The organism is Stenotrophomonas sp. INTA L402-1, from assembly GCF_059295135.1.
This window is the reverse complement of record NZ_JCAFWP010000017.1, coordinates 70,118-95,096: the sequence shown is the minus strand read 5'-3', so window position 1 is coordinate 95,096 and position 24,979 is coordinate 70,118. Positions and strand designations below refer to the sequence as shown.

Sequence of the window (24,979 nt, the reverse complement as noted above, 5' to 3'; positions counted from 1 at the left end):
AGATGTGTATAAGAGACAGCGCACGCACCCTCAGCGGCAGGTAGCCGCCCTGCCCCAGGAACACCGCGTGCACCTCTTCCAGGTCACCGGGGTTGGCCTCCTCCAGCACCGGCAACAGGCGTCCGGCGGCGATGTCCTCCTGCACCTGGTAGGTCGCCAGCCGCGCCATGCCCAACCCGCCCAGCACCAGCTGCCGCAGCGCGTTGCCGTTGCTGGCGCGGGCATTGCCACTGGGCAGCAGCATGCGCTCGCGACCGTCCTGCAGCAGCGGCCAGCCCTGCATCGCACGCGCATGGCCGATGTCCAGACGGTTGTGCGACATCAGCTCCTCAGCGTTGCGCGGCAGTCCATGCCGCTGCGCGTAGGCTGGCGCGGCCACGATCATCATCCGCGTCGCACCCAGCCGTCGCGCCACCAGGCTGGAACTCTTCAGCGGGCCGGCCCGCACCGCCACGTCGGTGCGCTGCTCAAGCAGGTCGATCACCTCGTCGTTCAAGGTCAGATCCACCCCCACCTGCGGATTGCGCTCCAGGAATGCCGGCAGCAGCGGCAACAGGAAATGCTGGCCGAACGGCACGTTGGAATTGACCCGCAGGCGTCCGCGCGGCTCGGCATGGGCGCTGGCGCAGCGCTCGGCCTCCTCCAGGTCGGCCAGCACGCGCAGGCCGCGCTCGTAGAACGCGCAGCCTTCCGGGGTCAGCTGCAGCTGGCGGGTGGAGCGCTGCAGCAGGCGCGTACCCAGCCGTTGCTCCAGCCGGGCTACCAGCTTGCTGACTGCCGACGGCGTCATGTCCAGGGTACGGGCCGCGGCGGAGAAGCCACCGGTCTCGATCACCCGCACGAACACTTCCAGTTCGCCGGATCGGTTGATGTCGGGTCGCGCCATGGCGATGAATCCAGTTCACAGATGATTATCCATGCGCAGTCTAGTTCACAGATCGACGGAGAATCACCATGGCCCTCCCTCCCCCCGGGATTGCCCGATGAACCGCCTCAGCCAGCTCACCGCGACCGCCTTGATCGCCCTGTCCAGCGCAGCCAGCGCCACCCCGGCCCCGCACTGGGTTGCCAGCTGGCAGGCCAGTCCGCAACCGGTCTGGGGCGCCGATTTCCTGTTCCCGACCCTGGTCCCGGCCACGCTGCAGGACCAGACCTTCCGCCAGACCGCGCGCATCAGCCTGGGCGGGCCCCGGCTGCGGGTGCGGCTGAGCAATGCCTACGGCACCCAGCCGCTGCGGATCGGGGCGGCCGGCGTGGCCGCACACGCGGGTGTCACCCCGCAGCCGCTCAGTTTCGACGGCCAGCCCGGCGTATCGATCGAGCCCGGTCAGGAACGGCTGAGCGATCCGCTGCCACTGGCCACGGATGACCACCAGGCGTTGCAGATCAGTGTCTTTGTGCCGGGGCCGACGCCCGTGCAGACGTTCCACTGGGAGGGTCGGCAGACCAGTTGGATTGCGCCCGGCGACCAGAGCCAGACCCAGGCTCTGAGCGGGGCCAGCAGCACCACTGCCCGCCTGTTCCTGGCTGGCATCGAGGTCGAGGCGGCGGCCAGCGCACGCAGCGTGGTGGTGATCGGCGACTCGATTACCGACGGCGCCACCGCCAGCCTCGATCAGGACCAGCGCTGGACCGACCATCTGGCGGCGCGCCTGGCACCGCGGGGCGTTGCCGTGGTCAACGCCGGTATTTCCGGGGGGCGGCTGCTGCGCGATGGCATGGGCGAATCCGCCCTGGCCCGCTTCCGGCGTGACGTGCTGGATCAACCAGGCGTGGTCAGCGTAGTCGTGCTGATCGGCATCAATGACATCAGCTGGCCCGGCACCGCCTTCGCCCGGAACCAGGCCCGGCCCACGCTGGCCGAACTGCAGGCGGGGTATCGCACCCTGGCCGAGCAGGCCCATCGGCGGGGTCTACGCATCCTCGGCGCCACCCTGACGCCGTTCGCCGGCGCCCTGCCCGGCACGCCGCTGGACGACTACTACCAGCCGGACAAGGAGGCCCTGCGCCAACAGCTCAATGCCTGGCTGCGCAGCGACAGCCCGTTCGATGCGGTGATCGACCTGGATGCGGCGCTGCGCGACCCGGCCGATCCGTCACGGATGGCCGCCGCCTACGACTCCGGCGACCACCTGCATCCGGGCGATGCGGGTAACCGGGCCATGGCCGAGGCGGTGGATCTGGAGGTGTTGATGGGGCCCCTCACACATGGCGCGGATCTGCCGTAAGCAACGAAAAACCCCGGGAAGGCCCGGGGTTTCGTCGCATACAGCTGGCCCGAACGGCTTACTTGCGCTTCTTGCGCACGTACAGCACCAGCGAGTGCTCTTCCAGCTCATAGCCGTGGTCTGCGGCGATCTTGCGCTGCAGCTCCTCGATCTCGTGGCTTTCGAACTCGATGATCTTGCCGCTGTCCACGTCGACCATATGGTCGTGGTGGCCGCCACGGTCCAGCTCGTAGACGGCCTGGCCGCCTTCGAAATTGTGCTTGAGCACGAGGCCGGCGGCCTCGAACTGGGTCAGCACCCGGTAGACCGTCGCCAGGCCGATCTCGTCGCCATGCTCGAGCAGCTGGCGGTAGATGTCTTCGGCGGTCATGTGGTGCTGGGCATTGCGCTGTTCAAGCAGCGCCAGGATCCGCATCCGTGGATGGGTCACCTTCAGGCCGACTTTTCGCAGGTCGTGGGTTTCCATAGGTCTCCGTTCATTGGCGATTTAGCGCCAGCTGCCTCGGATTGGGTCGCGGTGGCACGCCGGGAGTGTATCATCGGTTTGATTTCCCCAACCGCCAGTCCCGATGCGCAATCTCCTGTTGGTCGCCGCCGTCGCCCTGTCCACCACCGGGTGCGGCATCATCTACAAGCAACCCATCTATCAGGGCAACCTGATCCGGGAAGATGCCGTGGCCAAGCTGCAGGTCGGGCAGAGCAAGCAGCAGGTCACTGCGCTGCTGGGCACCCCGTCCATTCCGGACCCGTTCCACGCCCAGCGCTGGGACTACACCTCCAGCCAGCGCGTGAACCGCCTGGGCCGTACCGAGGTGAAGAACTTCACCGTGTTCTTCGACAATGACAACGTGACCCGCTGGGAAGGCGATTACTTCCCGGGTAACGACAAGGCCCTGGCCCAGCAGACCGTGCGCCAGTTCGGCCGCAATCTGCCGAAGGACAAGAAGAAGAAGGGTCGCTGACGCCCCCTGCCCGTCCTCGCGGACGGGCGACAGGAATCAACCGCCGAGCGCGCGACGCCGGCGGTTGTCCTTGGGGTCGGCCTGCAACGGGCGTAGCAGCTCGATGCGGTCGCCATCCAGCAGCAACTGCTGCGGGCGCGCCAGCAGCCCATGCACGGCCGCCGCCGGGCAGTCGGCACTGCCTTCCAGCGCAGCAGCGGCAATGGCCTCGGCCACGGTCGCGCCCTCGTCCAGCTGCAACCGGCGCGAAAGCACCCGCTGCGGCCAGGCCAGCACCACCTCGACCTCGATCATCGCTCAGGCCTCGTCGGCAACGCGGATGAAGTCGTTGACCATGCGGTCGGCCAGGCTCTGGAAGCCCAATGCCAGCGCCGGACCGAGCAGGCGCGAACTGGGCTCGAAGTCCAGGGTCAGGGTGACCTTGCAGGCATCTTCGGCCAGCGCATGGAACTCCCAGCGGCCGTGCAGCTGCTTGAACGGGCCATCGCGCAGCTGCATATCGATGCTGTGCGGGCGCTGCAGTGTGTTTTCAGTCTGGAACCAGGTGCTGAACGAGCCCAGGCCCAGGTCCAGGCGCGCTACCAGCCGGTCCTCGCCCTGCTCCAGGATCTGGGCAGCCGAACACCAGCGGAAACGGCGCGGATAGGCCTGGACATCATTGACCAGGTCGAACATGCGCGCGGCCGAATGTTCGACCAGGGCGCTGCGGCGGATAGTAGGCATGAATACAGGACGTTTCGGCAATCGACCGGGCGGGCCCGAATCGGAGACAATACGGAAATGAGCAAGAACAGCGGCAAGGATAAAGCAAAGAGCGCGACGGCCAACAAAACCATCGCGTTGAACAAGCGTGCCCGCCACGAGTACCACATCGAAGACCGCTTCGAAGCCGGCCTGGCCCTGCAGGGCTGGGAGGTGAAATCGATCCGTGCTGGCCGCGGCAACATCGTCGACGCCTACGCCTACGTGAAGGATGGTGAGATCTTCCTGATCGGCGCGCAGATCACTCCGTTGATCCAGGCCTCGACCCATGTCGTGGCCAACGACCGGCGCGATCGCAAGCTGCTGCTGCACCGGAGCGAGATCGACAAGCTGGTCGGCAAGGTCGAGCGCGATGGCTACACGATCGTGCCCACCGCGATGTACTGGAGCAAGAACAAGATCAAGCTCGAAGTCGCGCTGGCCAAGGGCAAGCAGACCCACGACAAGCGCGATGCCGCCAAGGACCGTGACTGGGCGATCGAGAAGCAGCGTGTGATGCGTCGCGGGAACCGCGACGCGTAAGGCCGTTGCACATGACCATGTAGAGCCGAGCCATGCTCGGCTGCCTTGGCTTTCTGTAGAGCCGAGCCATGCTCGGCTGCCTTGGCTTTCTGTAGAGCCGAGCCATGCTCGGCTTCGGTAAGAAAAGCAGTCGAGCATGGCTCGACTCTACAAAAGGCGGGTCACCCCGCCAGCATGCCCTGCCTGCGCATCCGCGGCGACAGCGCCGCGTGCATCACCGCCAGGTGCATCACTACCGCCAGCTCCGGTGCGTAACGGTCATCGCCCAAGCGCCACTGTTGGGCCAGGTTCGCGGCATCAGCCGGCAGCAACGCCAGCAACTGGGCGTCGTCCAGTGCATCGGCCGCGCCCTGCAGCTGGCGCGCCATCTGTCGCGACTGCCACACATGCACGCCGATGCTGAGACTGGCCAGCGACATCAGCACCACAGCCAGCCCGTGCTCGAACCACTGCGACAGCACTTCCGGCCCCCACAGCAGGGCGGCCAGCACTGCCAGACCCGGCAGGCGCCACCCCAGCCAATGGATGCGGCCGCGCTGCGACCAGTGCACCACCACCGCGCTGGCGACCAGTGCCGCAGCTGCCGTGGCCGGCAACTCCGTCACCCAGGTGGCCGCCAGCAGCACCGCCAGCACCGCCCAGACCCAGCCCGGCGGCAACGCACGCCGCTGGTAGTCGGCACCGACCGGCCCGATCAGCTGCCGCAGGCTGCGTTGTTGGCTTGCATCGGTCACCCGTGGTCTCCGTGTCTGTCCTGGCTCGGATGGTCATCGCCAGTGTGTCGCAAATTCGTGCCCACGAAGTTAGCAATCCGCTATGACAGACGCTCTACAACAAGTTGCGGATTGACAGGACGCGCGGCTCGCCCGCAGCGCTCACCCCGCCGACAGATCCTTGCTGAGGAACACCCTGCATGTGCCGACCGGATCGCATGGCACCCGGCCGAACACGACCCATCCATGCTTCACATAGAAGTCGGGCGCCTGGAAGCTGAGGGTGTACAGCACGCCGGAACGGCAACCGCGACGCCGCGCTTCATCCTCTGCGGCCTTCAGCACACGCGACCCCAGCCCGTTGCCGCGATGGGCCGCTGGCAGATGGAACAGATCCACGAACCACAGGCCCAGTGAGGTTCGCCCGGTGAGACCCCCTACCACCTCGCCACTGGCCGGATCGGTGGCCAGCACCGCCAGTGTGCGCCGATCGGCGTAACCCGCAGCGTCAAGATTGAACTGATCCAAGCCAGTGCCAATCACCTCCAGCGCTTCGTCGCTGGGTTCATCTGTTACTGCAACGTCTAGCGTCATGGCGTCCTTCCACTGGCTCCGCTTCAGGAATCTGGATGCTATCAAGCCTGATCGCACCTACGCCGGCCCGCTTCAGCGTTTGGCGCTATTGCGGCCCGTCTTGAGCACAGACCGATGCCTCTGCCTTCAACAACAGATCGGCCTGCAGCCTTGGTGCAGGACCTGTTACTGGGAATGCAGCCGCGAGGGCCTTCGCCGCACGATCTGCGTGTGGCTGGATGTACCAGGACGATTCAGCCGACAGCATGCCACCGCGCACCTCTTGCCCGATCCGGCACTGTCCCCACTTGCCGGGGCTCACGGAAATGGCCATGAGCCCCCCGTGGAGTGGTGTCCGGAAATTCGAGCACGGCGCCCAAAGGGATCGCAACGTGTCAATCAGCGGGGAGCCGGACGCTCACCCGCGTGACTGTTCAGGAAGATTGCCGTAAGATCCGTCTCGTTGGGCAGGGTCAGTGTCAGCTTTTATGACGGTATTGGCCCCAAAGCCTTGCAATGCTTGAAGAAACCGGGGGTGCATTGGTTTCGACGGGGGTTGTGAAGTCGCCTGGCGCATGCCGAGGGGGTAGCTTTCCTCGTAAATCCAGCTGCAAAACTCTAGTTGCCAACGACGACAACTACGCTCCGGTCGCTCTCGCAGCCTAAAAACTGCGGTGCGTGACCTTCTGCCGACTTAGGCGGAGCCTCGAAACTGCTTGTGTCCATGCTCGCAGCGTAGAGTCATTATCATGGAATCGCGCTGGGCGGCTGCCTGTCAGTCCGGCACTAGAACACAACAGGCTGGTTCCCGGGTGCGCTTTGCACACCGTGCTGCTCGGGGATGAGATTCAACGGTGAGCTAAGCATGTAGTGCTGGGGATGGAGTGCCTTCGGACGGCGGTTCAATTCCGCCCACCTCCACCAACGAACGGTTCGTCAAGGACCGGAGAAGCCCGGAAACCCCCGCATCACAAGGGTTTCCGGGCTTTTTTACTTTCCGGCCTAGTTCGCGTCAGTTCGTTGCAGGCCGTGAGACGGTGGGGGCATATTTTGGGGCATCCGCCCGGACCTGAAAGACACATGCCCCCACTGACCGATCTGGCCATTCGCAAGGCCAAAGCAACGGACCGCACGCAGAAGATCTTCGATGGCGGCGGCCTGTACCTGGAGATCTCGCCCAAGGACAGCCGCTGGTGGCGGCTGAAGTATCGCTTCGACGGGAAGGAGAAGCGGCTCGCATTGGGCGTATACCCAGTCGTGACCCTGGCTCTCGCCCGGCAGCGGCGGGACGACGCGCGGCAGCTGCTGGCGCGCGGGGTGGATCCGGGCGAGCACAAGAAGGCGGCAGCCGTGGCTCGGGCGGAACTGGGAGCCAACACGTTCGAGGTCATTGCACGGGAATGGCTGGCCAAGCGCGATTGGGTGCCGAAGTACCGCATCAAGGTCGAAGCATGGTTCGCCAATGACGTGTTTCCGTGGGTCGGAAGCCGACCAGCGGCAGAGCTGGAAGCGACGGATTTCCTGTCGGTCGCTCGGCGCGTTGAGGCCCGCGGCGCCATCGAATCGGCGCACCGAATCATGCAGAACTGCAGCCAGGTGATGCGGTACGCCATCGCCACCGGCAGGGCGAAGCGCGACCCGGTTGCGGACCTGCGCGGCGCTCTTACCCCCTCGCCAGAGAATCACTACGCCGCGGTTACCGAGCCCGTCGAACTGGCGCCCCTGCTGCGCGCTATGTATGGCTACTCTGGAACGCTGACGGTTCGGATGGCCCTCCGCCTCGCTCCAATGCTGTTTCTGCGTCCTGGCGAGCTACGGCAGGCCGAGTGGGCGGATTTCGACCTCGAAGAGCGGATATGGACGATCCCCAAGGGAAGGATGAAGATGCGCCGGCCGCACATTGTTCCGCTGTCGGCGCAGGCTCTCGCGATTCTGGAGGAAATCAAACCGCTCACCGGGCGGGGAAAGTACGTCTTCCCCTCGGCTCGTTCCAAAGCACGGCCGATGTCAGAGAACGCAGTGACTGCGGCTCTGCGCAGAATGGGGTTCGAGTCGGGAACGGTCACTGGGCACGGCTTCCGCGCGACAGCGCGCACCATCCTGGACGAGGTCCTGAAGTTCCGCCCCGACATCATCGAGCACCAGCTGGCCCATGAAGTGAAGGATCTGAACGGCCGTGCCTACAACCGCACGACCCACCTCGATGAGCGGGTTCGGATGATGCAGGAGTGGGCGGACTACCTGGACCGGCTGCGCGATGGCAACGTGGTGCAGCTGCGGGTCGCCTGACGTCTACACGCCCCGCCGCATCTGCTGCAGCCCTGCCCTCATCCACGCCTTGCGCGCGTCCTTCGGGCGGGGCTTGGTCTCCTTCGGCGGTCGGCGCGGCTCCAGCGCTTCCTTGATCCGCTCGATCTCCTTCGCCCCGGCCTCGGCCAGGCGCCGAGCTTGTTGCTGCTGCTCACGGGTTGGCGGCAGTCCGGGCAGTGGCGGCGGCGGCTGGATCGGGGTGCTGTCGGTCAGCCGGGCGACGGCCTCGCGAAGGGGCAGATCGGGATAGAGCCTGGCCGCGCACCAGCGCTCCGCGTAGCGCTTCGCCTGTCGGACGTTGGCGGCGCGCGCTTCCTTGGTGTGCCACATCTTCTGGCCTTCCATCCACAGCCGGACGCCAGGACCGCCATCGAACGTGACGTTCGCCGTTTCCCGGCCGTTGTACCAGAGCGCCCAGCGCTCGCCGGTCTGGACCCAGCCAGACGGGATTGGCGCGGTGCGGAAGCCTTGGTAGGTGGAGGAGATCATGGCCGGAAGGATACGGCCGGCCGTCGCAGATCCTGCGAACGCGGCAGGGACCTGCCTGAATCGTTCGAGGAAGGAGTTGTTAAGCGCTGCATCGGCGATTTGACGAAATCGTCAATTTGCCCGAATCGGAGAGTCGAGCCTGACTCGACTCTGTGCCGGCATGGCGCTGCTCACGCGCCCCCGGGTTGAGCTGCCTGCGGCCCCGGATCCGGCGCAGTGAGGATGCCCGACCTCCCCGGCTGACACCATCGGGCAACTTCGCTCTGTTGGGTCGGGCTGGACCTACATGTCGGGAAGGTAGGAAGCTCTGAAAGAGCCCGAGGCAACGTTCGAAGCCTATTCCGCCTCCGGATGAATCGTCTCAAAGCGCCCTTGGGAATGCAGCTGGTGATCAGCAGGGGAGAGACCATAGAGACCGGATAGGTGATTCATTAGCCCCCGGAACCTATCCCTAGCGCCTCCAAGCCACCCACCAGCCAGCGTGTTCAACCAAGGCGGATTCACCATCTCCACAAGGAGCTTTTCCTCGGCTTCTTGACGAGTTGCACAGACAGGCCCCTCGATTACCTCAGGCTTCCCATGGGCCAATTTGTCGCGAAGCGTGAAGAGCTGATTGGCGTACTGTAAAGGCTTGCTTCCCCAATCAAATTCCTTGCCTGCATGCAAATGCAGAACTTCGACCTTCTTCCTCCAGGGGATGCGCTCGATCTGATCCCAGAACTCAATGTTCCTGGCGCCCAAGGAGTTTAGATACGCCTCCACGGTGAAAGCCATAAACACCACGACCGGCAGTAGTTCCGCTGGCGAATGTGCCCTCTTCTCCAGCTGCGAAATCATCAACATCAGGGCTTCGTAGGCTTTTCCCTGTGCGGTGAATTCCATGTATGGCTTGAACTTCTCCGTCCCCATAGCTACCCGGAATTGTCAGTGGCGTCACAGCCGTGAGGGTACATGCTCCATATGTGCGGCCGATTCGTCCAGCTCCCCGTAATCGACTTCGGCCAGCCGGGGCTGGCTGACCTTGCCCCCGGCCTGGCCGAGATCCAGCCCAGCTACAACTTGGCGCCGACGCAGCGCGCATCGGTGATTCTGGACCGCGGCGAAGGCCGGCAGGTCACCCGGCTGGCGTGGGGCCTGCTGCCGTTCTGGGCGAAGGCCAAGGGCCTGCAGGGCTCGACCATCAATGCCCGGATCGAGACGGTGGCCACCAAGCCCGCCTTCCGGGCGGCGTTCAAGAAACGCCGCTGTGTGATCCCCATGGCCGGCTACTTCGAATGGTCGGTGAGCCCGATCGACGAGAAGAAAGACCCGTGGTTCATCCACGCCACCGGGCCGCTGCTGGCCGCCGGCCTGTGGGAGGACACCAGCCCCCTGCTGCCGGACGGCAACCTGGGCACCTTTACCATCATCACCGGCGACAGCAGCGGCGTCTCGGCCGACATCCACGACCGCATGCCGGTGTGGCTGCAGGCCGGCCAGATCGATGAGTGGATCGCCGCCAGCCCCGACGACGCCATGGCCATGCTGCTGGCCAGCGAGCCACCGGCGATGGAGGCCTACCGCGTCAGCCGCGCGGTGAACACGCCGCGGAACAACCGCGAGGACCTGCTGCAGCAGGTTGCTTAGCCTTCACTTCTCAAACAAGGGCATGATCTGCGAAAGCACGATCTTGTGCCCCTCCTTGTTCGGATGGTTGAACTGCGCCATCAACAAGTGCCGATCCCCCCTGTAGGCGGCGAAAGCAGCAAGGCTGTCTGCCAACGGCACGTCCAGCTGCTTTGCCAACCCACGGATCATGGCGGCCTGCTCACCCAGTGCGTCGCCGGGCTGGTTCGGAGATGCCTGCTCATCCCATGTCGGCGTCAGTAGTACTGGGCACGCCCCCGCAGAACGCACACCATCGACGATCTTGGTCAGATTGCCTTTAGCCACCTCAACACCCAGCGGTCGGTCATTCAACGCAAAATCGATGAGCACCACGCGCGGGTGGTGATCTAGCACATCTCGCTGAAAGCGAGCCAGGCCCTGCGTTGAATTCTGCCCACCTACACCAGAGGTGATGACATTCAACACGGCATGCGGATATCGATCGGCCAGGGCGTCTTCGAGCAGCCTAGGATAGGCGTCCTTCTTTCGAACCTCGGGGGTAATCGCATAGCCCGCCGGTACGCTATGACCGAACGCGACGATGTTGATGGTCTGGTTGCCCGGCCAGGCCACCTTCATATCCTTGACGACAGCTGCGATGCATCGACTGGCTTCGCCTTCATGCGCCAATGGAACCGCAAGAGACTCAGCACGACAGCTTAGGGTTGAGACTGCCACGAACAAGGCGGCAGCGATCGAGGCCACGGTCTTCATGGCGCAACGATACAGCAACTGCTCGCGGCTGTGATCTTGGTAAACCTAGCGTACTCAGCCGAACCCCAGCGGCACCTCTGTCAGGTCCACGATGAAGATCGTGGCGTTCTGAGGGCCCATAGTCACGCCGCCGACCGGGAAGGTGTTGGTGATCAGGGTCTGCGAGAACGTCTCATGCTTCGACATGAAGACTCTATTGTCGCTCGTCATGTGGAAAGCATCGGCGTAGGCAGTACACCGGTCCTGGGATATCGATGCGTAATAGAACCTGGGAGATGGGATGGCGATGCCAATCTTGGTGCCAGGGAAGAACTGGCCGACCTCAACGAACGGCGTATTGACCGGCGGCTGCGGGAGCGGCACAACCTGCAGCACGCGCAACCCCTTCCGCCTCGAGTCATAGAAGACTGATCCATCCTCTCCGCGCATGCGCAGCCCAACCGGTCCGGAAGCAGCGCGCTCGGTTGCGTCGAACGTGTAGTACTCCAACGTCTTGTTCGGAGCATTATTCGCTGCAAACACGTAACTGGTCACACCCGACTGGACAATAGAGAACCCGGTGATGAACGCGACGCTGTCATTGATGTACCTGACTACATGGAGTTTCGTTGTTCCGGCAGTTCTCTCCAGAAGCCCATAGTTGGACGAAGATGCAAACGGCGGTGAGCCCCCGGTTGAGCTGCCCTGAAAGGAACCAGTATCGAGGGTTCCCGACTTAGCCAACTGCAGGTTTCGATAGCCCGCACCGATCTGGATCTGTCCGGTCCCTTGGTTGCGCACGCGTAGCCCGATCGCCATCAGCTGTAGATTCCATAGTGGAGGGTGATGCCGCCGACAGTTTCCGTAGTGGGCTTGCTCGGGAACATCTCCATCCTGACGTGGAAGTTCACCACGTCAGGATCCCAGGACCAGTTGATGGTGTTGCCCGAGATGGTCACCGATGGAACCAGCATGCCGTAAACCGATCGCTGACCCTCGCAGGTGAAGTAGTAGAAGGGCTCGCCACCAGAAAAGTCGTTGACGACGAGCCCCCCGTTCGCTTCAGGCGGTGCCACCCATTTGTTGTTGGAGTTCACCGGGTTGTAGAGCGGAAACCTGTAGGACCCGATCATCTTCGACAGCTTGGTGGTGACCGAGGTCTCCACATACCCGCTCTCGTTGCGAACACGCAGACCCACGTCGGCCATTACAGCAGCACTCCAAGTTCGACCGCAGGGACCCCGTTCGGGTAGTAGACGTAAACGCCCTGGTTGGTGATGTTCAGCCGGTATCCGCCTGCGACAGTGCCATTGAACTCAAACCCACCACCTGCAGCCTTGTTGATCCGCCAGCCGGTCTTCCCCTGCACGTAGTCATCCGACTGAATTACCCCGCTGATCTTCGCGTTGGTGATCGCGGCATCTTCGATGTTGGCGCTCTTGATCCACGCCGTTCCGATCAGCGCCTGGCTGATGAACGTCTGGCCGCCCTGGATCACGAACGGCGTGGTCACCTGCCCGTTCACCAGGTTGATAAGCGCCAAGCGATCGGCCTGGAACAGGATCTGGCTCTGGTAGCTGCCATCCGGCTGGTTCTCGATGCCGATGCCCATTCCGGCGGCGTAGTACTGACCGTTGGCCGCGACCTGTAGCTTCAAGCTCCACGACGCGCTGATCCGACCATCCATGTCCACGACGGCCTGAGAGGTCTGCTGCACGATCGCCTGAGTTTCGCCAACGCTCGCCTCAACTGTTTCCTGCCGGCGCGCCAGGGCGTAGTCGCCCTCAGCAATGACCGTCTGGATGGTGAGCGTTCCAGCGAACACCGTGGCGTCACCTGCACCCCAATCACTGTCACCGGCAGCCTGCACATCGAGCTGCGCGAACAAGCCGTCGGTCTTCTGGCCAATGGCCTGCAGGCCGGTCTCCGGATCGTTGACCTGCAGCTCCAGGGTGTTTACCCGGCCAACCACCGCGCCTGCCTGAGCGATCGCGTCGCCCACGTCCTTCCACTTCGTGCCCGGCGGCTCCTCATTGCCCGGCGCGTTGTCGTTCCACAACCAGATCTTGCCGTTGTAGACAACAGTCTCGCCGGGCTCGTAGGTAGCACCCGCCTCCCAGATCAGCGGCACGATCTGGTCGATGCTTTCAATCTTGGCCAGAAGGTCTTGGCCCAACGCGCTCTCGCTGATCTTCCCCGAGAAGTACGCGTCGTAGTCCGACTGGTTGGTGCTCGCCTCGCCCATGACGCCAGCACCGGCCGGATACCACGGCCCGATGTTGCCGCTCTTGTCCACCAGGCGGCCCCAGAAGTAGAACCGCGCACCGGCGGCCAGGCCGTCCAGCTGGTAGCGGTTCTGCGGATAGGCGAAGTCTGCGAACTTCGTGGCGTTCTCGCGATTCGGGCCAGTGCTGCGCCAGATCTCGGTGCGCTCGGTGTCGGTGGCGCCAGGCGGGAAGCCCCAAGCCAGCTGGATGCCGAACACCACCGGCGTGGCGGTCAGCGAGGTCAGCGCCGGCGGCGGCTCGGTCTTGCCCTTGATGTCCGTGAGCATGCTCAGCGTCGGCTGCGAAACCGCGTTGAGCGCATTAACCGCGCGTACCCTGGCCAGGTACTTGCCGGCATAGATGCCCCGCACCTCGCAGCTGGTGGTCCCTACCCTGCCCGCACGTACCCAGTTCAGGTCGTCCCGGCGCCACTCCACGTCATAGGCGATGGCCTTGTCGGCCACATCCCATTCAATGGTCAGCACCGGCGTGGCGATGCCCTGGTCGATCACCACATGGGATGACATGCGCACGTTGGCCGGCGGCGGCTGGACGCTCGGTGGAATGACGCTGATCGGCGGCGGCTCCAGGCGGGTCCCGTCATCGATGGCAGCGAACTTGTCCGGCCGGTGCTGCAGCGCAGTGATGCGGTAGGTCAGGCCCTCTTCCTCGGCGATGCCCAGCACACGGAACTGCTGCAGCACCAGGTCGGTCGACTCTGTCGCCCAGATCGACTGAGACACCGGCACCGCGCTCAACGGCGCCGAGACGGTCACCACGCGCGTAGTCGGGTTGATCCCATTGATGGTCCGCGCTTCGGTCTTTCCAGTCGGCAGCGTGGCGCGCAGGAGGTCGCCAACGGCCATGGTCGGCGGCACCACGTCCAGCGTCAGGCTGTTGGCAGTGGCGGCGCTGACGCGGCCGGAATTCCGGCGGCCTGCGCGGTTGGCGTCAGCCACCTGAATCACGTCGCCCGGCATGCAGTTCAGCGCGTCCAGGCCCACCGCGAAGGTGACCGTCTCCGTCTCCAGGTTCTCGCTGTAGAGGATGTGGTTCCCCACCCGCTGAGCCTGCGACTTCGAATGGCAGCCCAACGCGGTGACCTCGATCTGGTTCACGCCATAGCGGGCGATGCCATCCAGAAGCTGCACCGGCTCAACCTTCCGCCGGCCAAAGTCGTCCGGGTCGATCCAGGACACCAAGGCCACGGTGTGACGGACCTTGCGAGCACTTCCCTCGTAGGTGAACCGGCCATCGACCACATTGGCCTGGCTGTAGGTGTAGACCGGGTCCTTCGGCTTGTCCGCCGAGGCCATCACCTGGCCAGCGGCATAGAAGCTGATGCCCCGGAACATGCTGGCCATGTCCTGCAGGACCTTGTACGCATCGGCTCTGGTCTGCAGGTACAGGCTGCAGGTGAAGCGCGGCTCCTGCCCACCCATACCATCGCTGACCAGCTGATCGCAGTACTGCGCGATCTCGTACAGCCGCCACTTGTCCACCCAATCCAGCGGGATCCGATTGCCGAGGCCGAAACGGTCGTTGGTGACGATGTCGAAGAACACCCAGGCCGGGTTGTTGGTCCATGCCGACTTGAAGGTGCCGTCCCAGACACCGCTGTAGGAACGCGTGCGCGGGTCGTAGTTGCTCGGCACACGGATGATGCGACCCCATATCTGGAACGCACGCGAGGGGACGTTCTGGAAGGCGCTCGCGTCCACCTGCACCGCCGCGAGGGCACAGTTGGGATACCGCAGCTTGGCGTCGATGATCTCGGTCAGCGACTGGACCATGACGATGTCGGCGACGGTCGAGCTGTTCGCGTTTGGCGTCAGGCGGCGCACGCGCACCTGCCATTGGGTGCCGGCCGGCAGATCAATGCGGTGGCTGCGCTGGTACTCGCTGGTGGTCTTGCCACGGAACGCATTGGAGAGCACCGTGCTGAACGCGCCGCCGTTCACCGACAGATCGATCGCATACTCGATCGCGTAGCCTTCGGTATCGCCGTTTTCCGTGTTCTGCCGCTGCAGCGCAGGAACGCTGAATCGAATGCGCACGGCGGACAGGTCAGCACCAGAGACCGTGCGGACCACAGGTGCGTTACTGCGCAGCTCGACCCCGACCGGGACCTCGTTCTCGACCGATGGGAATCCGGCGATGTACTCCTGGTCCTGCGTGCCTGCACGGGTTTCCACGCGCACGCCGGCAAAGTTCAGGGTGCCGTCGCTGTTCTGGATCGGAACCTGGTTGAGGTAGACGGACTGATTGCCCGCCACCAAGCCCCGGATCTCGCCCTCGCTGATCAGGTCCAGGATCTTCGCGTAAGAGATCGAGTGCAGGCTGTCGGGGGTCTCGACCGGCGTGCGGGCGTTACCGCCCCCCTTGCCGCCAGCACCGGCAATGGCCACCGGCGAGCATGCACGCGCCAGCTGCGTGGGCTGATACTTGATGGCTACGTTCACTGCTGATCCTCTGCGTAGATGCCGCCACTGATCACTGCCGAGCCCACGAACATTCCCTTGGTGTCGTGGCCGCCATAGGCGACAGACACAGGGTTGCCCTGCGCCTGCGTGTTGACGGCGCCGTTCATGCTGTAGTTCGGGGTGTTCTCGGCACTGTCTTTGGCGCCAAGCCCTTTCGGCTGTGGTGCGAGCATCTGGGAAACGCCGCCCAGCACCATGACGCCGCCCTGGAAGACGAGCTGGTAGTTCTGGGTCCAGACGCCGACCACGATGAGCACGATGCCGAGAATCGTCTGCAGGACGCCTCCGCGCTTCGAGCCCACCAGCACCGGAGCGATCCGAATGTCGTCAGCGCCGGGCGGATCGTGCAGCTGCTCCTTGGACAGGTTCTGCCGCCCGACGAACACGGCGAACTCCATGCCCTTGGCCTTGGCGCCCATGAGGTACTGCTGGAAGCCCGGCAGCAGCACGCACAGCGCGCGCACGGCCTCGGCGGGGTTGCTGACGGCCAGGCGGAACTTGCGGCCGAAGCGAGCGCCCAGCAAGCCGTATAGGCGGATGGTGCGCAGGCGCTCAGCCATGACGGGCCCCCTTGTGCCGGACGATGTAGCGCGTGCGCTCGGCCCACATGCCGCCGTAGACCACCTTCTCCGACAGGCGGCCGTGCATGTGGTGCAGCATCTGGCCGTCGCCCAGGTAGACGCCGGCGTGGTTCGGCACAGGCGAGCGGATCTGCATCAGCACCATGTCGCCGCGCTGGGGCTCGCCATCAATCTGCTCGAAGCCTTCGACGCGCAGCCGGTCCAGGCTGTAGAGGTCCTGGCCCTTCTCCCACCAGTCGTCCTCGCGCTCGTACTGGCTGAGCTGGATGCCCAGCTCGCGGGCGTAGACGTCGCGCACCAGGGTGTAGCAGTCCAGCACCCCGTGGGCGAACTGGCGGCCAACCAGCGGCGCCTCGTAGCCACAAGGCTCGATGGTCTGCAGGTCGCCACACTCCGGCTCTGCGCCGGTGCACTGGCCCACGCTCACGATGTGCCACGGTAGGCCGCTGGCCTCGCACATGACCCGGTCAGCGTCGGACGCGGCAGCAGAGGCATTCGGGTGGCTGTGCACGACGGCCAGCACCTCGCCCTGGTCTTCCGCGTCGGCATAGTCCTCAGCCGGCAGCCGGAAGTGCTCGCTGGGCGTAGTGGCCACGTTGCGACAGGGAATGTAGGCCTCGCCATTGGCGCCGGCCACGATCAGGCCGCAGCACTCGCGCGGGTACTCGGCCACGGCGTGCGCCTGGATGGCCTGCAGGGTGCTCTGTTGCATGGTTTCGCCCATGAAAAAGCCCGCACATGGCGGGCTGGATGGTTGCTCGATGGTGGCGCGAATCAGGTGCGCAGCAGGCCGGAGGCAGGGAACCCGCCATAGGGCAGCGGCTTGTCGGCGCCGAAGCGCAGCTTGCAGCTCCCCACCCTGCCCCCGCACTGGTCCCGTGCTGGGTCGGTGGTCGGCACATCATTGGCGTCAGCCACGGCCGGCCCGGTGTAGCCGCAGAACGGGCCGCGGTAGCCGCCCCTGATCAGCCACCCGCACACGCCCGAGATGATCTGACGACCGGGCAGCTGCTCGCCGTTGAGGTCGATCGCAGTGGTCAGCTCGAACTCGACCACTTCCTTCGTCTCGGAGACCTTGCGCTCGATGAACCAGATCTCGTCTAGGAAGTGCTCGTTGGGGTCGGCGGTGGGGTTCCGGCTAGCGTCCAGATCGAGCCCCGTCAGCTGGTACTCGGTTGCCACCGCGCCCCTCTCAAACTGCGTGTTGTCCAGTTCAAGAGCGACAGCACCCGCAGCGACTGAGAACATCCGGCCCACGAACAAGCGCGCGCGCACTGCGCTCGGTTGGGTGGTTCTACCAGTGAGCGACAACCGCATCCACTGTCCGGTCGCGGTTACGTCAGGGAGAGTCGCGGTAGCCAACACCGCATTGCTGGCATTGACCCACTGTATGTACATGCGCAGCACGCAGCCAGCGCTTCCTCGCAGATTGGTTGAAAGCGTGAAATCTGTGTCCGGCTCGATCTCCAGCTTGTCGGCGAGGATGTTGGGAAGCGCCAACCCGATGTATTGCCCTGCCGCTGTTGCAGTGGCCTCAATTCGCAGTGCACGCCCGCCGCCAGGAAGCGGGGATTGGACGTAGCGAAGCGACATTGCCGACATTGTGGTTTCAGTAACCCATCCGGTGGGAGCGGTGCTTGTGGATGGGCTTACCTCAAAACTGCTGTTCCGTGCCTGATTCCGTAACGGGGGGAAATTCAGACCATCCAGGTACTTCACCAGCGTCTGCCGGCGGATCACCTTGGCCCCGACCATGTCGCCGTAGAGCATGCACATGTCCGCGATCCGGCCATCGAGGTTGCCGACCTTCAGGCGCGGGTTCGGCGGCTGGTCGCTGGTGCGCTCGAAGCCGCTCGCCTCAATCGGCCAGGCGCCGTACTCCTGCCCCTGCCACCAGATCACGCCCGACTGCAGGTGCGCGTGGAAGAACAGCTGGTCGGCGCCGAAGCTGCTGGCGTCCAGCTCGTAGACCGTGACGCGGCCACCTGGCTCCAGCTGTTGCGCATCAGCGGTAATCATGGGCGCTCGACTCCGAGGAATGCAGCCACTGCGTCAGGGTCCACGCCGCTGATCGTGGTCTCAGCGTGCCCACCAGATATTGGCCTTGGGTCGCATGTGCTGATGGCGTTGGCAAACTGCGCCGCGTACTCCGGCTTGCAGAGCGTATCTCCGATTCCGTACCACATTTGGATCGGAACGCCAGCAAGCTTTCCCAACTGAGCCATAGTCAACGGGTTGTGGGTCGCACCATGTGTCGCTTCGTTGTAGGTGCCGCCGTACGCGGAATCGATATATGGCCTGTAGAGGCTGCTATTGGCCCTGATGTCCGCCAGGTTGATCACAGGAATCATGAGGACGATCCGCCCTACTAGAGTTGGGTTCGCTGCAGCCCATGCCAGCGCCGTCGTTGCACCCATTGACTGGGCAAGGATGTTGATCCGCCCCTGCTTCACACCAGGAATCCCACGCAAGTAAGTGCGTGCCGAAGTCATCCTGGATATCGCATTGTCATTTCCCCACGTCTGATTTCCACCAAGGTCTGCGCAAACCATGAGACATGACTCGCCCACAGCCTGCATTACAGGCCAGCGCGTGCCAATTCCCATCCATTGCGAGCTCCCCCCGTCGCCGCCCTCCGAACCGTGTGCGTAGAGCACGCCTTGGTAACTGGCCTTTGAGTCTTTTGAGCGCACGACAACGTCGCGCTCACCCGCGAATGCCCTGCCGATGCCGGTATCCGTCCAGATCATGCGGTCCTCACCTGAAGATGTGCGTAGTCGCCATCTGCGGCATTGCCGTAGAGGTTGGCATTGCCAGTACCAAGCACCATCAGCTGGAGCTTGAATAAGTAGGACCTGCCCGGCGTTAGTCCCGCAACGCGAGCCTCACGCCAACGAGTGTTGTACTGGTCTGAGGCTCCTCCTTTGCCTACAGGGTTAGGGCTGAGGATGTTGGCGACTTTGACGCCATCGCACAGCAGATAGAGGCGGGAGAAGTCTCCGCTCGTAGTCATCAGTCCACCAAACGACGCAACGATGGGACGCTCACCAACGCGGCAGGAGACCGCCATGCCAGGTACATCGACAAGGGTTGTGGACGAGGTGCTGAAGACAGATCCCATCTGCGCGAATCCCAGCTCGCTGCCACCGCTAGGCATCACTCGCCACGCAGTCCCGTCGCTAATGTAAGTCTCCTGCACGTCGGTGGCGAAGTAGCCTAGTCCCTTGTTCTGGGCCGCTGCCGGCCTCGCCGCGTACACGCCTGATGCTGCAAACCCGCGCGCGTATAGTTCCTCGAAGTTGGCGTTTGCCTTCTCAAAGGCCGCCTTTGCGGGGTCGCCTTTGTAGGTTCCATGGTCGGTGGTGGTGTCGATTACTTGGCGTGCCATGTTGATCCCTTACGGCTGGAACGTTTGTTCGAAGGTGACCGTGATGCTGTGCACCAAGCCGTTAGGGAACGGCTCGCCCTGCGCTGTGCACTCGAAAAGCAGCAGGCCGCGCGGGCTCTGCCACAAGAACGAGCGCCCGACGTGGGCATCGAGGAAAGCGATGATCTGATCCACCATCGTCTTGGAGCCGGTGAAGGTGAGTTGGTAGCTACGGCTGCGCGGGTTGATGCCATCCGGAGCGCTCTGCCGGTAGCCATCACCGAACTGGGCGCGTTTCACCACGTCCTTGATCGTGCTGCCGCCGGTGCTGGTGGGTCGCCAGGTAAAGGTGTCGGTCATCGGCCGGCCCCCATCGAGTGCAGCACACCGCCAGGCTTCATGGACTTGACCTGTGCTTCCCTGATCTTCATGTCCACGAACTGCCCCAGCTCCTTGCCGAACTGGTTCATGAGAGACGTGTCCGCATCGGTCTCGGTGGTGCCATCACTGTTGACGACCACGTTCACGTTGATCACAGAAGCACCACCAGCAGGGCCCGCACCAGCCGCTGCGGCAGGCGCGGCAGGAATGACCTGGCCGTCGTTGCCGGGGATCAGGTACGTGCGCCCACGGCCATCGTTGAACAGCTCAGGCTTGCCGCCCTCGCCCACCTCGTACAGCGTGGAACCACTCACCGGACCGCCGCGCGCCCTACCGCCGCCATAGCCGGCCAGCAAGCCCGCATTGATGCTCTGCGTGCCGCTGGTGGCCGCCGCATTGCCCGCTGCGGTGACACCTCCGCCCCAAGCGCTCGCGACTGCGTTGATGAGACCGACCGCCGCCTGCTTGGCTGCGATGCGGGCGAGGTCCGCGATGATGGCGTTGGCCATGTCACGGAACGACAGCTTCCCGGTCTGGGCGAACCGCCCCCAGGCATCCTCCCAGCCGCTCAGTGCGCTGTTCATCACGCTGTTGGCCTGCTCCAGCGCATTGCTGGCGGCGAAGGAGTAGTCCTCCCATGCCCGGCGCGCTCCTGCACGCCAGTCCCCCAGCATCGCCAGGCGCTGCTCCTGGAATGCGCGCTCCTTGGCCAATTCGCTGTCGCGATAGGTTGCTGCATTCGCGGCCAGCAGATCCCAAGACGCCTTGTCGGCAGCCACGTCACGGCTGCCAATGCGCTTCAGCTCGTCCTGGTACTCGCGCTGGATGTCCAGCTGCCGGCGCAGCATGGCGACCGCATCCGAGCCCCGGCCCATGCCCATCAGGTCCAGCTCGTTGGAGCGTGCCCGGTTGCTACTGCCTTGCGCGAGGATTGCCTGCTGCCTGGCCAACGCCTCAGCCGCCTCCTTTTCCTTGGTGTACGCCGCAGCCTTCTGACCGGACGCCAGCAGCTCCTCCCTGGCCGCCGTCAGCAGCGCCCGGGTGGACGCCGTCATGGTGTTCTTGCCCTTGGCCAGCACCTGCTCGATCGCCATCGCCTGGCGCTCGCTCTCGGTCACCTTGACGCCAGTCTCCACCAGCTGCTTGTTCGCCTCGATCTGCCGTTGTGCCGCTGCCAGCATGTTCTGGGCGGCGCTGTCGTCGCCGTTGCGCTTGCCTACGCCGTCGCGGCGGTTGAACGACTTGTCGACGTCGGCCTGGGCCTTCGCGATCAGCCGCTGCATGGACCCGTCGAAGTGCCGGGCATCGTTGTCGGCCAGCTTGTTGTACTGGGCGATGATCTTCAGCCGTGCCGCTTCCTTCGCGCTGGCACGATCGAGGCCGGCCACCTGGGCATTGATGGCCTCAGCAGCGGCCTGCTCGGAAGTAGCGCGCTCCTGCGTCACCGCAGCCAGGTCACGTGCGGTCTGCGGATCCAACGCGCCACCCTCATCGATGGGCTTCGGCAGCGGCGGCAGTCCTCGCATGCGGGCAGCCGCGCCGTTCAGCGCTTCGGTGAGGGACGGCAAACCGGTCCACTTCACCAGGGCACCACCGGCAAGGCCGAGGCCTAAAACGTCGCTCAGACGCGGTAGGCGCGCCAGGACTCCCCATTCGCCGGCAAGGTCGACCACTGCACCAGTGAAACTGCCAAGCGCCCCCCAAGCGCCACTGATGTCGTCCTTGATGTCGCGCCAGCCCTTGGACATCTCCGGCATCACCGCCTCGGTGCGGTCGGCCACATCGTTGAGATGGGTTGCGAAGATCTGCATGGCCTCGCTGGCTGCCTGCTGCATCCGGCCCTCCTCCTTCAGGGCCACAATGCGCTGCAGCTGCGCGGCAGTCAGGAAGCGCTCTGCATCGTTTAGCTTCAGCAGACCCTCCACCGGCTCCTTTGCGATTGTTTCGAACGCTCGGACGGTCTCCTGTGCAGACCTGCCCGTCGAGGCCTCCATTCGGGCTGCCGCCGCTGCCACCATCTCGAACTGTTCGCCCGCATAGCGGCCGGCCTTGGCGGTCTCAGTCAAAGCGGCCACCGCGCCACCTCGCGACACGCCCTGCAGATGATCGATGCTGTTGGCCAGTTCCAAGAATCCAGCGGCACCGATGGCGGCACCTTGCCCGCTCAGGATCTGAGCCTTCTGGAAATCGAACAGCTGGTCTTCCGACTGCTTTGCGGCGATGGTCAGAGCCGCCAGTGCTGCCGCACCCAGCGTCAACGGGTTAATCAGCCCCAGCACGTAGCCGCCAACGGCGCGCGCAGCCGGGCCGATGCCACCGAATTGATCCTTCAGCTGGCCGCCCTGCTGGATCGCCACCATCCACGCTGGCTGGCCGCTGATCAGGCTGGTGGTGATGTCGGTCACCTGCATGGGGATCATGCGCAGGTTGTTCTGCATCTGCCGCGCGGACATGCCCATGCCGTTCTGCGCGCTGGTGGCGTTGAGCACCGAGGCGCGCATGGCGTCGATCTTGGTCTGGTACTGGTCGAACACAGCCGGGTTGACCAGCCCAGCCTTGTGCGCGCGCTCCAGGCGATCTTCCATCGCGGCCAAGCGGTTGAGTGCGCCCACGGTCGGGTCAATCTGACCCAGCAGCTGCTTCAGGTTGATCTGCTGCGCCTCGGCAGCGGCAGCGGCTTGGCGCACCTGATTGGCGGCCCGTGCCTCAGCCTCTTCCAGAGCGCGTGCACGGGCGACCATCCGGTCCTGCTCACTACCAGCACCAGCCAGCGCCCGCGCCTTGTGGTCGATACCCAGGGCGGCGTCACGGGCAGCCTCGGCCAGGGCACGCTCGGATAGGTTGGCTTCCCGGTTGCTTGCTGCCCATTCCATGGCGCGCTGGGCGACACCCTTCAGCCGTGCGTCCTGATCGGCCAGCTGCTTCTCCAGCTGCTGGCTTGCCGTGGCCACCTGGGCGGTCGATGCCGCTGCCGCAGCTCCCGCCGCGCCATAGGCCTGAGCCTGAGCCGCGGTGCTGGTCAGCTTCCCGTCGAGCGCGCCCAGCGAGGCCAGGATCTCGGTGTTGGTCCGGTTGAGCGTCTGCAGCTCGGTGATGACCGCGCCGGTGCCAGTGCCGATGCGGTCCAGTGCGCCGCCGAGACGGTCACCGAGAGCGCTGGAGGAACGCTCCACCGTCCGAGCCAGCGCCGAGTACTCCCGGTCCAGCCGGTCAGCAGCGCCGCCGGCACGATCAGCAGCTGCGGCATTCTCGTCCAAGGCCTTGGTGCCCTCCACCAGGCCGCTGCTGTCGACCTTGTAGCCAAGCTCGGCGATGTCCATCAGGGGCTCCCGTTGTTCTGCATTGCCCGCTCACGCGCGGCTTTCTGGTCTTCGCGCACCGCGCGCAGGTACTGGTCATCCATCGCCATCAGCATCTGGACCTCCTCCGGCAGCAGTTCGAGCTGCAGGAGCGAGGCCCATTGGCCGATGTCAGCAAAGGTCAACGCTTCCGGGCCGCTATGCCTGCGGCCAGACAGCTCCCAGAACCAGCCCCAGACGTGGGCAGCCGCGTCCGGGACCTCCAGCTCTGGTGATTCGGTGATACCGAAGCGCGCATTGCGCTGGCGCCGGGTCTCGCCGTTCTCATCCGCCATGTCGTAGCGGACGGCGATGTAGACGGCCTCAGCCGTCCGTTTCGTCAGGTCGGCGAAAGAACTCCGCCCGGTCGGTCAGGGCGACGTCGACCTGCTCCCCCACCCACGGCAGTTCCTTCAGCAGCTGCTGCAGCGTCTGCTGGGTGAATTCGGGCTTCTCACCGTGGAAGGTCAGCTCTCCTTGCCATTCCCAGCCACCGATCGATGCACAGAGCATGCTGATGCGGCTGGCTTCGATCTGCTCGGCGCCCACCTTGCCACGGTGGTTGATGCGGTCGTTGATCGTCTTGCGGGCAGCGCCCTTCACCTGCGGGTGGCTGTCAGGCAGCAGGATCAGCACCAGGCCCACTGGCTCCTGGGTGGCCGGGTGCACGATGTCCAGGCGGCGCTCTGCCGCCACGATGTTGGTCAGTTCGGTCATGTTCGGGATCCTTGATGTCGATCCGGTAGAGAGCCCCGGGGGAAGCCGGCCGGATCAGTTCCGGCTTGTCAGGCGGCCGCCCTATCCCCCGGGGTGTTCGGATTACGGGGTGGTCGGCGCCGGCACCGTGATCGGCGCCTGGTTCAGCGCCAGGGTGAAGGTGTTGAGGACAAAGTCCTCGTTGCGGCCGCCGGTGACGTTGGGGCCGGCGACCAGGCCGCGCAGGAACTCGATGGATCCGTCAGCACGTTCCACCTTGAACGCGTAGGCGTCAGGTACGTTGGGTGCACCCGCAGCGCGCAGGGCTACCTGACCCGGGTCGGTCAGGTCCTCGGCCACCTCCACCTGCGGGTCGCCCGCATTGGTGATGCCCTTGCCCTTCAGCGCCACCAGGGTATCCAGCGTGTCGTACTGGACGATGTTGGTATTGATGCCGCGCTCACCGATGCTGCCGACCTTCTTCACCTGCACGAAGGTGAGGGCCTTGAACTCGGTTTCGGTCAGGTCGGCGTTCTTGGGGGTGGCGCAGATGTGCAGCTTGGTACCTGCGTTCGTCTTTGCTTCAGCGGCCATAGCCGTGTCTCCTCGCGATGGGCGTAAAAAAACCCGCCACGGGGCGGGGTCGTTGGAAAAGCGAAAGGCCCGCTGGTGGGCGGGCCTCTGGAATAGATTCGGGAATAATTTGCGGTCGGTTCTGTCGTTACTTCTTGGCTGGGCCCAGCTTTGCCGCTACCAGCTGCATGGCCTGCGGCCGGGTGAATCCCGCCTCCACATAGGCCAGGTATTCCGCCCGGACGAACCGGGCCTGCTCGGCGCAGAACTCGTCCAGCAGCTGCCGGTTCCGCTTCATGCGGGTGATGGCATCGCGCATGGCCTGCAGCTCACCCTCGTTCGGGATCTCGTTGCTGCTGACCAGGTGCAGGTTGGGCGGCTTGGGGCTCATGGC

The 24,979-nt window shown here is 64.6% G+C and carries 28 protein-coding genes and 1 other RNA gene; 6 read left to right on the top strand and 23 right to left on the bottom strand.

All coding sequences use genetic code 11. The features are described 5' to 3' along the window. The coding region (locus AC5O77_RS11950) for a LysR family transcriptional regulator (RefSeq protein ID WP_494506873.1) at positions 1–886 on the bottom strand (886 nt) is incomplete at its 3' end. A gap of 97 nt (positions 887–983) precedes the next feature. On the opposite strand from AC5O77_RS11950, the gene AC5O77_RS11945 reads away from it, so the two are divergent. After that, on the top strand, positions 984–2,228 hold the full coding sequence (locus tag AC5O77_RS11945) for an SGNH/GDSL hydrolase family protein (RefSeq protein WP_478057022.1): 1,245 nt from the start codon (positions 984–986) through the stop codon (positions 2,226–2,228). 58 nt (positions 2,229–2,286) lie between these two features. On the opposite strand, the gene fur is transcribed toward AC5O77_RS11945, so the two are convergent. Further along, positions 2,287–2,694, bottom strand: a complete 408-nt coding sequence (fur, locus tag AC5O77_RS11940) for a ferric iron uptake transcriptional regulator (protein WP_005409235.1) — start codon at positions 2,692–2,694, stop codon at positions 2,287–2,289. Positions 2,695–2,797: 103 nt separating this feature from the next. On the opposite strand from fur, the gene AC5O77_RS11935 reads away from it, so the two are divergent. Next, positions 2,798–3,190: an outer membrane protein assembly factor BamE gene (locus AC5O77_RS11935; protein WP_010484453.1), complete on the top strand. Its 393-nt coding sequence runs from the start codon at positions 2,798–2,800 to the stop codon at positions 3,188–3,190. Between the two features lie 36 nt (positions 3,191–3,226). On the opposite strand, the gene AC5O77_RS11930 is transcribed toward AC5O77_RS11935, so the two are convergent. Both AC5O77_RS11930 and AC5O77_RS11925 read right to left on the bottom strand, forming a co-directional pair. Then, the gene (locus tag AC5O77_RS11930; RefSeq protein ID WP_478057023.1) at positions 3,227–3,484 is read right to left on the bottom strand and encodes an RnfH family protein; all 258 of its coding nucleotides are present in this window, start codon (positions 3,482–3,484) and stop codon (positions 3,227–3,229) included. Positions 3,485–3,487: 3 nt separating this feature from the next. Beyond that, positions 3,488–3,913 carry a type II toxin-antitoxin system RatA family toxin gene (locus tag AC5O77_RS11925; RefSeq protein ID WP_010484449.1) on the bottom strand — a complete coding sequence of 142 codons (426 nt, stop codon included), beginning with the start codon at positions 3,911–3,913 and terminating at the stop codon, positions 3,488–3,490. A 57-nt stretch (positions 3,914–3,970) separates the two neighbouring features. On the opposite strand from AC5O77_RS11925, the gene smpB reads away from it, so the two are divergent. Continuing rightward, the gene (gene smpB, locus AC5O77_RS11920; protein WP_010484447.1) at positions 3,971–4,474 is read left to right on the top strand and encodes an SsrA-binding protein SmpB; all 504 of its coding nucleotides are present in this window, start codon (positions 3,971–3,973) and stop codon (positions 4,472–4,474) included. A gap of 161 nt (positions 4,475–4,635) precedes the next feature. On the opposite strand, the gene AC5O77_RS11915 is transcribed toward smpB, so the two are convergent. After that, positions 4,636–5,208: a hypothetical protein gene (locus AC5O77_RS11915; protein WP_032128284.1), complete on the bottom strand. Its 573-nt coding sequence runs from the start codon at positions 5,206–5,208 to the stop codon at positions 4,636–4,638. A gap of 141 nt (positions 5,209–5,349) precedes the next feature. Next, positions 5,350–5,781, bottom strand: a complete 432-nt coding sequence (locus tag AC5O77_RS11910) for a GNAT family N-acetyltransferase (RefSeq protein ID WP_478057024.1) — start codon at positions 5,779–5,781, stop codon at positions 5,350–5,352. Between the two features lie 510 nt (positions 5,782–6,291). Here AC5O77_RS11910 and ssrA point away from each other — a divergent pair. Further along, positions 6,292–6,684: a transfer-messenger RNA gene (gene ssrA, locus AC5O77_RS11905) on the top strand. A 156-nt stretch (positions 6,685–6,840) separates the two neighbouring features. Further along, positions 6,841–8,049 (top strand): tyrosine-type recombinase/integrase, encoded by a 1,209-nt coding sequence (locus AC5O77_RS11900; RefSeq protein ID WP_494506872.1) that lies wholly within the window; start codon positions 6,841–6,843, stop codon positions 8,047–8,049. A 3-nt stretch (positions 8,050–8,052) separates the two neighbouring features. On the opposite strand, the gene AC5O77_RS11895 is transcribed toward AC5O77_RS11900, so the two are convergent. Then, positions 8,053–8,559: a hypothetical protein gene (locus tag AC5O77_RS11895; protein ID WP_494506871.1), complete on the bottom strand. Its 507-nt coding sequence runs from the start codon at positions 8,557–8,559 to the stop codon at positions 8,053–8,055. 336 nt (positions 8,560–8,895) lie between these two features. Then, positions 8,896–9,441, bottom strand: a complete 546-nt coding sequence (locus tag AC5O77_RS11890) for a hypothetical protein (RefSeq protein WP_494506870.1) — start codon at positions 9,439–9,441, stop codon at positions 8,896–8,898. Positions 9,442–9,519: 78 nt separating this feature from the next. Here AC5O77_RS11890 and AC5O77_RS11885 point away from each other — a divergent pair, with 78 nt between their 5' ends. Beyond that, complete coding sequence (locus AC5O77_RS11885; RefSeq protein WP_494506875.1) at positions 9,520–10,185, top strand: SOS response-associated peptidase; 666 nt, start codon at positions 9,520–9,522, stop codon at positions 10,183–10,185. A gap of 3 nt (positions 10,186–10,188) precedes the next feature. On the opposite strand, the gene AC5O77_RS11880 is transcribed toward AC5O77_RS11885, so the two are convergent. The 15 genes from AC5O77_RS11880 to AC5O77_RS11810 form a co-directional block, all read right to left on the bottom strand. Continuing rightward, positions 10,189–10,920: an SGNH/GDSL hydrolase family protein gene (locus tag AC5O77_RS11880; RefSeq protein WP_111172989.1), complete on the bottom strand. Its 732-nt coding sequence runs from the start codon at positions 10,918–10,920 to the stop codon at positions 10,189–10,191. 54 nt (positions 10,921–10,974) lie between these two features. Further along, positions 10,975–11,718: a hypothetical protein gene (locus AC5O77_RS11875; RefSeq protein ID WP_478056769.1), complete on the bottom strand. Its 744-nt coding sequence runs from the start codon at positions 11,716–11,718 to the stop codon at positions 10,975–10,977. Beyond that, positions 11,718–12,107: a hypothetical protein gene (locus AC5O77_RS11870; RefSeq protein ID WP_414492407.1), complete on the bottom strand. Its 390-nt coding sequence runs from the start codon at positions 12,105–12,107 to the stop codon at positions 11,718–11,720. Before AC5O77_RS11870 ends, AC5O77_RS11875 begins: the two co-directional genes overlap by 1 nt. Beyond that, positions 12,107–15,628 (bottom strand): TipJ family phage tail tip protein, encoded by a 3,522-nt coding sequence (locus tag AC5O77_RS11865; RefSeq protein ID WP_494506869.1) that lies wholly within the window; start codon positions 15,626–15,628, stop codon positions 12,107–12,109. Before AC5O77_RS11865 ends, AC5O77_RS11870 begins: the two co-directional genes overlap by 1 nt. Beyond that, positions 15,625–16,209, bottom strand: coding sequence for a tail assembly protein (locus AC5O77_RS11860; RefSeq protein WP_494506868.1), 585 nt, complete (start codon positions 16,207–16,209; stop codon positions 15,625–15,627). Before AC5O77_RS11860 ends, AC5O77_RS11865 begins: the two co-directional genes overlap by 4 nt. Then, positions 16,202–16,942, bottom strand: a complete 741-nt coding sequence (locus AC5O77_RS11855) for a C40 family peptidase (RefSeq protein ID WP_494506867.1) — start codon at positions 16,940–16,942, stop codon at positions 16,202–16,204. Before AC5O77_RS11855 ends, AC5O77_RS11860 begins: the two co-directional genes overlap by 8 nt. A 62-nt stretch (positions 16,943–17,004) precedes the next feature. After that, positions 17,005–18,249 carry a phage minor tail protein L gene (locus tag AC5O77_RS11850; protein ID WP_494506866.1) on the bottom strand — a complete coding sequence of 415 codons (1,245 nt, stop codon included), beginning with the start codon at positions 18,247–18,249 and terminating at the stop codon, positions 17,005–17,007. Next, on the bottom strand, positions 18,246–18,980 hold the full coding sequence (locus tag AC5O77_RS11845; RefSeq protein WP_494506865.1) for a hypothetical protein: 735 nt from the start codon (positions 18,978–18,980) through the stop codon (positions 18,246–18,248). The genes AC5O77_RS11850 and AC5O77_RS11845 overlap by 4 nt, the downstream gene beginning before the upstream one ends. Further along, entirely contained in the window at positions 18,977–19,618 is a 642-nt protein-coding gene (locus AC5O77_RS11840; RefSeq protein ID WP_180853669.1) for a hypothetical protein, read from the bottom strand. The genes AC5O77_RS11845 and AC5O77_RS11840 overlap by 4 nt, the downstream gene beginning before the upstream one ends. Before the next feature lie 9 nt (positions 19,619–19,627). After that, the gene (locus tag AC5O77_RS11835) at positions 19,628–19,957 is read right to left on the bottom strand and encodes a phage tail protein (RefSeq protein ID WP_494506864.1); all 330 of its coding nucleotides are present in this window, start codon (positions 19,955–19,957) and stop codon (positions 19,628–19,630) included. Continuing rightward, complete coding sequence (locus AC5O77_RS11830) at positions 19,954–23,298, bottom strand: phage tail length tape measure family protein (RefSeq protein WP_494506863.1); 3,345 nt, start codon at positions 23,296–23,298, stop codon at positions 19,954–19,956. The genes AC5O77_RS11835 and AC5O77_RS11830 overlap by 4 nt, the downstream gene beginning before the upstream one ends. Continuing rightward, complete coding sequence (locus AC5O77_RS11825; protein ID WP_494506862.1) at positions 23,298–23,612, bottom strand: phage tail assembly chaperone; 315 nt, start codon at positions 23,610–23,612, stop codon at positions 23,298–23,300. Before AC5O77_RS11825 ends, AC5O77_RS11830 begins: the two co-directional genes overlap by 1 nt. Positions 23,613–23,640: 28 nt before the next feature. Next, positions 23,641–24,033, bottom strand: coding sequence for a hypothetical protein (locus AC5O77_RS11820; RefSeq protein ID WP_494506861.1), 393 nt, complete (start codon positions 24,031–24,033; stop codon positions 23,641–23,643). A 102-nt stretch (positions 24,034–24,135) separates the two neighbouring features. Further along, on the bottom strand, positions 24,136–24,606 hold the full coding sequence (locus AC5O77_RS11815) for a hypothetical protein (protein ID WP_289213983.1): 471 nt from the start codon (positions 24,604–24,606) through the stop codon (positions 24,136–24,138). A gap of 127 nt (positions 24,607–24,733) precedes the next feature. Then, a complete protein-coding gene (locus AC5O77_RS11810) occupies positions 24,734–24,976 on the bottom strand; it encodes a hypothetical protein (RefSeq protein ID WP_065183278.1) in 243 nt (80 codons plus the stop codon). Positions 24,977–24,979: the final 3 nt, after the last annotated feature.